Origin of the sequence: uncultured Alsobacter sp. (assembly GCF_945952055.1) — a bacterium.
Classification (GTDB): Bacteria; Pseudomonadota; Alphaproteobacteria; order Rhizobiales; family Beijerinckiaceae; genus Alsobacter.
Genome location: NZ_CAMFHB010000090.1, coordinates 1 through 8,823, shown reverse-complemented (window position 1 = coordinate 8,823; position 8,823 = coordinate 1). Strand labels below are relative to the sequence as shown.

Below are 8,823 nucleotides of genomic sequence, written 5' to 3'. Positions count from 1 at the left end.
TCTCCCTCCCCTGCAGGGGAGGGTGGCAGCCGCAAAGCGGCTGACGGGTGGGGACGGCGGCAAAGAAAGAGGCGGATATGTCAGGGCCGGCCCTGTCTTCGCGCCAAGTCCTGCGGCACTGCCCCCACCCGTCTCGCGCTTCGCGCGATCCACCCTCCCCTGCAGGGGAGGGAAAGCGCGCTCAGCCATCGACAATCACTTGTGTGCATGTCGAAGGGCCAAGCCCGCGCATGACGGCAGAGAAAGAGGGGGCGCCTCCTGGCCCAAAGCTTTCAGGCGGCTTCGGACGCGGCCGCCCGCGCGAGTTCTTCGACGAAGGCCAGCACGATGGGACGCACCACGCCCTTGCGGCGGAACACCACGGACGTCTTGCGCGACCAGGTGGGCTCGGCGATGCGCAGCGGCACGAGTTCGGGCGTCGGCAGGCCCTGCGTCCCCGACATCGGCAGGTAGCTCAGATGCGTGGTCTGGTTGAGGATGGCGCCGAGGAAGACGATCGAGGTCGTCTCGAAGGCGGGCTCGGGCCGCGACAGACCGGAGCGGGCGAACAGGGCGTCGAGCTTGAGGCGATCGGGCTCGGAGCGGGCCGGAATGACCCAGCGATGGGCCACCAGGTCTTCCAGGCGGACCACGTCCTGCGCCGCGAGGGGGTGGTGGCGCCCGCACACGAAGGTGATCGTCTCCTCCGTGAGCACGCGGACCTCGAAGTCAGTGGAACTGCCCTCGAAGGCCTGGGCCGTGATGGCGAGGTCGAGCGCGCCGGACAGCAGCGAGGTGATGAGCGTGTCGCCCAGCCCGTCGTGGACGACGATCCGCACGTCGGGCCGACTGGCGCTGAAGCGCAGCACGGCGCTCGGCACCACCCTGCGCAGCGCGCCGGCGAGCGAGCCGATGTTGAGGGTGCCGCGACGCCCGCCCTTGAGCCACTCCAGCTCCTCGACCGCCTCGTCCGACAGGGCCAGCAGCGTCTTGCCATAGCCCAGGAGGTGCTCGCCGTAGTTCGTCACCGACACGCCCGTCGGCCCGCGGTCGAGCAGGCGCACGCCGAGCGAGAGCTCCAGCGTCCGGATGCTCTTGCTCAGCGCCGCCTGCGTGAGGCGCAGGCTGTCGGCGGCACGGCTGAAGCTGCCGTGCTGGGCGACGGCGACGAAGTGGCGAAGCTGCCGGAGATCCATGGCCATGCGGGACGGGTTCCCTGCCGACCCCGCCCGCGGGGTATTCCAACCCGTTATGCCGGCGGCAGCTGTAGTTGATTGACACCGGCGGCCATCAGAGCACAGTCGTTTAAGGTGTAAAACAAAAACCGCCGCGTCCGAGGCGCACCGCGCTGGAACGGACCGGGCGGCAGTGCAAGCATGCGCAAGACGAGACCGGTGTCGCTCAGGCTCGACCATCGGTCCGGAAACGGGGCAAACGCCTGGAGGACGACGCGATGAAGCTCGAAGGCAAGGGACGCGGGGCCGGCAGGGGTTGGCTTTCGGCGCTCACGGGAACGGCAGCGGCCCTGACGATCCTGGCCGCGGCGCCCGCGATGGCGCAGGGCGTGACGTTCCCGCCGCAGATGCTCGAGGCGGCGTCCTCCGCCGCCAAGGCGATCGCCGGCGGCAAGACGATCGGCGGCTCTGTGTCGGTGCTCGGCGTCGACGGCGGCCGCGAACTCGAGATGCTGAAGGCCACCTGGAAGCCCTTCGAGGAGGCGACCGGCATCACCGTCAACTACACCGGGACCACCGACTTCGCCGCCGTGCTGCAGACGCGCGTGGCGGCCGGCGACCCGCCGGACATCGCCGACTCGACCAACATCAACAACCTCGTGCGCTACGCCAAGGCCGGCAAGCTGCAGGACGTCGGCGCCATGATCGGCAAGGACCGGCTGCAGGGCCAGTACGACGCCGGCCTGCTCGACGCCACCATGGTCGACGGCAAGATCTACGGCGTGTGGGACCGCATCGCGAGCTTCATGGTCTGGTACAACGTCCAGACCTATGACGGCCCCAAGGGGGCGAGCTGGCAGGAGTTCGATGGCTGGGCCAAGAAGAAGGCCGCCTCGGGCAAGACCCCCTGGTGCCACGCGGACGAGCGCGGCCCGGCCTCGGGCGCCGTCGGCGGCAACTGGATCCAGGCCTATTTCCTGAAGAAATACGGGCCGGAAAAGACCAAGGCCTGGGCCCGCGGCGAGCTGAAGTGGACCTCGCCCGAGGTGAAGGACGCCTTCCAGGCCTTCGGCGCCATGGTCACCGATCCCAAGATAGTGGCCGGCGGCCCGCTCACGGTCCTGTCGACGCCGGCGATCAAGATCGGCACGGGCATGTTCTCCAAGCCCCCGGCCTGCGACGTGATGCTGTGGGGCATCTATGCCGGCGGCCTGACCCGGCTCATCTACCCGGAGGTGAAGCCGATCGAGAACCTCGACTTCATGGCGATCCCGGCGATGACACCGGAATTCGCCAAGCACGAGATCTTCGGCGGCACGCTGCACCTCGCCTTCAAGAACACGCCCCAGGCCGCCGCCTTCCTCGCCTACCTCGCCTCCCCCGAGGCGCAGGCGCTGGTGGCGTCGACGGGCAACTGGACGGTCGCCAACCAGAAGGTCCCGGTCGCGGCCTACACGGACGCGACGACGCGCAAGGCGAAGGAGCAGCTGCTCGGCCCGGACCGCACGCTCATCGCCGTGCCGACGCTCGTCGTCGACCCGCCGGTCGTCGCCGCCTACTGGAAAGGCATCGTCCAGTACATCAAGAACCCCAACAGCCTCGACGAGGTCCTCGCCTCGATCGAAGCCGCCAAGCAGTAAGGCCGGCACAGGGGCGGACATGCACCGACCCCGGACGAAAGGGTGCCATCCCTCCCCTGCAGGGGAGGGAGCCGGCCGCAGGCCGGGGGTGGGGACAAAGGTTCAGGACGAGGCGCGTTGTCGGGGACGGCCCCGGCATCGCGAGAACTCCCGACCACCGCCCCCACCCGTCAGCCGCTTCGCGGCTGCCACCCTCCCCTGCAGGGGAGGGAGAGCGCCCTTCCCCCGATATCGCCGGCTGTCTCGCGCATGATCCCCCAGATCTCCCAGATCGCCCTCGGCATGGTGGCCATCCCGGCCCTCGTGCTCGGCTTCATCGTGCTCGGCGAGAGCGTCATCCGCCGCATGCCCGAGGCGCGGCAGGCCCGGTTGCGGCCGTGGGTGTGGATGGCGCCGATGCTGCTGATCGTCGGCGTCGTGCTCGTCTATCCGCTCGCCATCACCGTGCTGCTCAGCGTCAGCGACGCGAAGGGAGGCGGTTTCGTCGGCCTGCAGAACTACGCCTGGGCCTTCGGCAAGGCGATGCAGCCGGTGCTCGTGAACAACGTCATCTGGCTCACGGTCTTCCCCACCGTCACGACCGGGCTCGCCATCATCGCCGCCCTTCTCCTCGACCGGGTGAAGTTCGAGCGCGTGGCGCGCACCTTCCTGATCCTGCCGACCGCCATCTCCTTCGTGGCGGGCAGCGTGATCTGGCGCATGATGTACGAGTACAAGGCGCCCTTCCTGCCCCAGCTCGGCACGCTGAACGCGCTCCTGAAGGGGCTCGGCTTCGCGCCGGTGCCCTGGCTCCTGGAGGAGAACCTCAACAGCTTCGCGCTGATCTTCGTCGCCGTCTGGATGAACCTCGGCATCGCCACGCTGATCATCTCGGCCGGGGTCAAGACGATCCCGCGCGACCTCGTCGAGGCGGCCCGGCTCGACGGCGCGGGCGACGCCAGCGTGTTCCGCTACGTCACCATGCCCATGCTCTGGCCGACGATCCTGGTCGTCGCCACCACCCAGGCGATCTTCACGCTCAAGGTGTTCGACATCGTCTACGTGATGACCAACGGCTCCTACGGTACCGACGTCATCGCCAACAAGATGTACCACGAGCTCTTCGTGACCCAGCACCTGGGCCACGCCAGCGCCATCGCCATGCTTCTGCTGCTGATGGCCTCGCCGGTGATCATCCTCAACATCCGCCAGACGAGGGCCGCGGCATGAGCGGGAGCGCACCCGACATCGCCGGCGGCGTGGGCGAGAGCCGCGTGAAGCAGGCCGTCGCGAGCGCCTGCCTGGCGTTGCTCTGCGTCGTCTGGTTCACGCCGGTGCTGGCGCTGCTCGTCACCTCGTTCCGCACCGAGGCCGACGCCTCGACGAGCGGCTGGTGGTCCGTGCTGTTCGCGCCGCGCTTCGTGATCGAGAACTACGTCGACGCGATCCGCATCACCGGGGTCGGGCGCAGCCTGGTGAACTCGATCGCCGTGGCGGTTCCGACCACCATCGGCACCGTGCTCATTTCGGCAATCGCGGCCTACAGCCTCGCCAAGATGTCGTTTCGCGGCGGCGTGGCCGTGTTCCTGGCGCTCGTCGGCCTGCAGGTGCTACCGCCCCAGGTCGTGCTCGTGCCCATGCTGAAGCTCGCCAACGCGGTGGGGATCAACGGCACCTTCGTGCCCGTCTGGATCTTCGAGATGGGGCTCACCATCCCCTTCGGCGTATTCCTGCTGCGCGGCTTCTTCGCCGGCGTGCCATCGGAGCTCATCGAATCCGCCCGCATCGACGGGGCCTCGGAGCTGCGCATCTTCCTGCAGATCGTGCTGCCGCTGTCGGGGGCGGTGCTCGCCTCGCTCGCCATCCTGCAGTTCCTGATCGCCTGGAACCACCTGCTCACGCCGCTGATCTTCCTCGGTGGGACCAGCGGCCTTGCGCCGCTGACCGTGCAGGTGGCGGGCCTCGTCCAGACCGAGGGTGGCGGCATGAGCCTGCTCACGGCCGCCACCTTCATCTCGATCGCCGTGCCGCTGCTGATCGTGATCGCCCTGCAGAGGTATTTCGTCAGGGGCGTGCTGGGCGGGGCGGTGAAGGGCTAGGCGGAACGGACCACCTTGCCCCGTGCTCCATCTTTCCGCGTCTTCCCCGGGCTTGGCCCGGGGACCCACGACTTTGCAGCGCGGCCCGAAGTCGTGGATGCCCGGGCCAAGCCCGGGCAGGACGACGGAGCGGTGGAGGGCAGGCGACTACCTCTTCAGGAACCGCTCCAGCCCCTCCAGCGTGGCCCGGCAATCGTCCTGGGTGCCGGCGAAGCTGATGCGCAGATAGCGGTGGCCGCGGGCCGGGTCGAAGTCGGGGCCGGGCGTGGTGGCGACCCCCTCGCGCTCCAGGAGTTCGCGGCAAAACACCATGGAATCATTGGTGTAGCGCCCGATGTCCACATAGACGTAGAAGGCGCCGTCCACCGGCAGGAAGTCCGGCAGGCCGATGCGGGGCAGCCCCTCCAGCAGCATGGCCCGGTTGGCGGCATAGCCCGCCTTGATCGCCTCGAGCTCGTCCGTGGCCTCGAAGGCCGCCTCCGCGGCCACCTGCGACAGGTAGGGCACGGAGATGTAGAGCGACTGCGAGAGCCGCTCGATGGGCCGCACCAGGGCTTCCGGCACGACCATCCAGCCCACACGCCAGCCGGTCATGCAGTAGTATTTCGAGAAGCTGTTGATCACGACGGCGTCCTCGTCGAAGGCGAGCGCGGTCGCGGCCGGGGCCTCGTAGGTGAGCCCGTGGTAGATCTCGTCGGAGACGAACCACAGGCCCAGCCGTCGGCAGGTCTCCCCGAGGGCGGCGAGGGCCTGCGGGCTCATCATGGTGCCGGACGGGTTGGCCGGGCTCATCACCAGGAGGCCGGCCAGCGGCTTTTCCGCATGGGCGCGCTCGACCGCCTCGGGGGTCATCACCCAGCCGGTCGCCGCCGTCGTCTCGATCTCGACGGGCTCGAGGCCGAGCCCCAGCAGTGTGTTGCGATAGGCCGGATAGCCCGGAGCCGTGATGGCGACGCGGGCGCCCGGATCGAACATGGCCAGGAAGCCCAGGATGAACCCGCCGGAGGATCCCGTCGTCACGACGATGCGCGAGGCCGGCACCTCCACGCCATAGGCGTCGCGGTAGTGGCGCGCGATGCGCTGGCGCAGGGAGGGGATCCCGAGGGCCTCGGTGTAGCCGATCCGGCCGATGGCCAGTGCCGCCTGGGCCGCCTCGACCACCTTGCGCGGCGCCGGGGCGCCGGGCTGGCCCACCTCCATGTGGGCCACCGGCAGGCCCTGCGTCTCGCGCCGGTTGGCCGCGGCCATGACGTCCATGGCCAGGAAGGGCGCGACATTGCTGCGCGCGGAGGGCTTGGGGTGGAGGGTGGCGGAAATCGGTCGGGTCATCGGCGGTCTTCGGTCCGGCAGGGGCGGCGCCACATGCGCCTCCCCCTTGCCTTGGCCTTGCCGCGATCGGAAGGCAAGCAGCGAAACGGGCACGCCGCCGTGATTTGACCGTGAAACGGCGCGCCCCTAAGTCTGGCCTCGTTTCATGCTGGTTCGTTGACCGGAATGCGCTGGTTCGTTCGTCCGTCCTGCCCCCCCGACGCCCCCGCCCTGGCGGGAGCGGCCGCGCGCCCCCAGCCGCGCTGGCGCCGGTTGGTGGCGACGACCGTGGCGCTCGCGCTCGGGGCCACCTCGCTGCCCGCCCCTCCCCCCGCGGTCGCCCAGGAGAGCGGCGCCTCGGGCAACAGCCAGGTCATCATCCGCGACGCCGAGATCGAGCAGCTGCTGCGCGACTACGTGACGCCGATCTTCGGCGCCGCGGGAATCCGCAAGGGCTCGATCCAGATCGTCCTCATCCAGAACCGCGCCTTCAACGCCTTCGTGGTCGACGGCAAGCGCATCTTCATCAACACCGGCGCGCTGATGGACGCCAAGACGCCGGGCGAGGTGATCGGCGTGCTGGCCCACGAGACCGGCCACATCGCCGGCGGCCATCTCGCGCGCCTGCGCGACCAGATGGCCACGGCCCAGATCATGGCCATCGTCGGCATGCTGCTGGGCGCCGGCGCCATGGTGGGCGCGGCGAGCTCCCGGGGCGCCATCGGCAACACGGGCGTCGGCGCATCGGGCGTGTTCCTGGGCTCCCAGGAAATGGCCATGCGCAGCCTGCTGGCCTATGCGCGCTCGGAAGAGCAGGCGGCCGACCGCATGGCGATCACCTACCTGAACGCCACGGGACAGTCGCCCAAGGGCCTGCTGGAGACGTTCAAGCGCTTCAACCAGGAAGCGATGTTCAAGACCTCGAGCATCGACCCCTACCTGGTCAGCCATCCGATGCCGCAGGAGCGCATCGCCAATCTCGAAGACCTGGCGAAGAAGAGCCCCAACTACGACAAGCCGGACGCGCCGGCGCTGCAGGCGCGGCACGACCTGATGCGCGCCAAGCTGTTCGGCTTTTCCGGCAACACCGGGGAGGTCGGCCGCCGCTACCCGCTGTCGGACCGCTCGCTGGCGGCCCGCTACGCGCGCGCCATCGCCGCCTACCGCCAGAAGAAGCTCGCCGACGCGATGAGCCAGATCGACGATCTCCTGCGCGAGCAGCCGAACAACGCCTGGTTCTGGGAGCTCAAGGGGCAGGCGCTCCTGGAGTTCGGCCGTCCGCAGGAGGCGCTCGGCCCCCTGCGCAAGGCCGTCGCCCTGGCCCCCTCGGCGGGCCTCGTGCGCATCCTGCTCGGACAGGCGCTGGTGGCCACCGGCAATGCCGGCTACACCACCGAGGCGATCCGGGAGCTCTCCAACGCCACGGCCCGCGAGCCCGACTGGCCGGACGGCTGGCGGCAGCTCTCCCTGGCCTACGGCCAGAAGGGCGACATCGGCATGGCGCAGTACGCCGCCGCCCAGTCCTACTTCACGGCCGGCGACTACCGCATGGCCGCCACCCAGGCGACCCGTGCCATGGAGAAGCTTCCGAAAGGCTCTCCCGGCTACCTGAAGGCCGAGGACATCGTGAACTACCGCCCACGCACGCCCAGCAGCGGCGTACCCAGAGATCCGACGTGATGCGAACCGCCCCCCGGGGCCTGAAGGAGACGACGATGTTGAAGGTCCTGCGCCGCGCCGCCCTGGCCACGGTCATGGCTGGTACCCTGGCCGTGCCCGCGCTCGCCCAGACCGCCGACTTCACCGACAAGCAGAAGGCGGCCATCGGCGCGCTGGTGAAGGACTACCTCCTCAACAACCCCGAGGTGATCCAGGACGCCCTGGTCGAGCTCGACCGGCGCCAGAAGGATGCCGAGAAGGTGGCCGCCAAGCGGGCGCTCGGGGAGTTCTCCACCGCCCTGACCAGCCCGCAGCGCAACGTGGTGCTGGGCAACCCGAACGGCGACGTCACGCTGATCGAGTTCATGGATTACAACTGCACCTACTGCAAACGCTCGCTCACGGACGTGCGCGACCTGATCAAGGCCGATCCCAAGCTCAAGGTGATCATCCGCGACTTCCCGGTCCTGGGGCCTGACTCGGTGGAGGCGTCGCAGGTCGCCGTCGCCGTCAAGAACCAGCTCAAGGGCGACAAGTACTGGGACTTCCACGCCAAGCTGATGGACAGCCGTGGCCGCGTCGGCAAGGAGCGGGCCATGCAGGTGGCCAAGGAGGCCGGTGCCGACATGACGCGGCTGGCCAAGGACATCGACAGCGCCGACACCCGCGCCTTCATCGAGGAATCGATGCGGATCGGCGACGCCCTGAAGCTGCAGGGTACGCCGGCGTTCATCGTCGGCGAGGAGATCGTGTTCGGCGCCGTGGGCCTCGACCCGCTGAAGACCACGGTCGCGTCCGTCCGCAAGTGCGGCAAGGCGACCTGCTGAACGGATAGGCGGTTGAACGATTCTGCGTCCTTCGACATGCCGCCTGCGGCGGCTGCTCGGGATGAGGAGATTGTCGCTTTTCAGGCAACAAACGTCCTCATCCTGGAGACCTTTGCGCGAAGACACTGCGAGTGATGTGGCTCAGCGATTGGTGCGT

General features: G+C 69.0%; 7 protein-coding genes. 5 read left to right on the top strand and 2 right to left on the bottom strand.

Annotated features, from left to right (window positions below):
• Positions 1 to 272: 272 nt before the first annotated feature.
• Positions 273 to 1,181, bottom strand: a complete 909-nt coding sequence (locus Q0Q47_RS30730) for a LysR family transcriptional regulator (RefSeq protein ID WP_293868939.1) — start codon at positions 1,179 to 1,181, stop codon at positions 273 to 275.
• Between the two features lie 251 nt (positions 1,182 to 1,432).
• On the opposite strand from Q0Q47_RS30730, the gene Q0Q47_RS30725 reads away from it, so the two are divergent.
• The 3 genes from Q0Q47_RS30725 to Q0Q47_RS30715 all read left to right on the top strand — a co-directional run bounded on the left by Q0Q47_RS30725 (position 1,433) and on the right by Q0Q47_RS30715 (position 4,872).
• A complete protein-coding gene (locus Q0Q47_RS30725; RefSeq protein ID WP_293868937.1) occupies positions 1,433 to 2,794 on the top strand; it encodes an ABC transporter substrate-binding protein in 1,362 nt (453 codons plus the stop codon).
• A 249-nt stretch (positions 2,795 to 3,043) separates the two neighbouring features.
• Positions 3,044 to 4,003 (top strand): carbohydrate ABC transporter permease, encoded by a 960-nt coding sequence (locus Q0Q47_RS30720; protein WP_293868935.1) that lies wholly within the window; start codon positions 3,044 to 3,046, stop codon positions 4,001 to 4,003.
• Positions 4,000 to 4,872, top strand: coding sequence for a carbohydrate ABC transporter permease (locus Q0Q47_RS30715; protein ID WP_293868933.1), 873 nt, complete (start codon positions 4,000 to 4,002; stop codon positions 4,870 to 4,872). Before Q0Q47_RS30720 ends, Q0Q47_RS30715 begins: the two co-directional genes overlap by 4 nt.
• Positions 4,873 to 5,019: 147 nt before the next feature.
• Here Q0Q47_RS30715 and Q0Q47_RS30710 read toward each other — a convergent pair whose 3' ends face one another.
• The gene (locus Q0Q47_RS30710) at positions 5,020 to 6,201 is read right to left on the bottom strand and encodes an aminotransferase class I/II-fold pyridoxal phosphate-dependent enzyme (RefSeq protein WP_293868931.1); all 1,182 of its coding nucleotides are present in this window, start codon (positions 6,199 to 6,201) and stop codon (positions 5,020 to 5,022) included.
• Between the two features lie 255 nt (positions 6,202 to 6,456).
• On the opposite strand from Q0Q47_RS30710, the gene Q0Q47_RS30705 reads away from it, so the two are divergent.
• Both Q0Q47_RS30705 and Q0Q47_RS30700 read left to right on the top strand, forming a co-directional pair.
• Entirely contained in the window at positions 6,457 to 7,860 is a 1,404-nt protein-coding gene (locus Q0Q47_RS30705; RefSeq protein ID WP_293868929.1) for a M48 family metalloprotease, read from the top strand.
• Positions 7,861 to 7,895: 35 nt separating this feature from the next.
• Positions 7,896 to 8,666 carry a DsbA family protein gene (locus Q0Q47_RS30700; protein WP_293868927.1) on the top strand — a complete coding sequence of 257 codons (771 nt, stop codon included), beginning with the start codon at positions 7,896 to 7,898 and terminating at the stop codon, positions 8,664 to 8,666.
• The last annotated feature ends 157 nt before the right edge of the window (positions 8,667 to 8,823 follow it).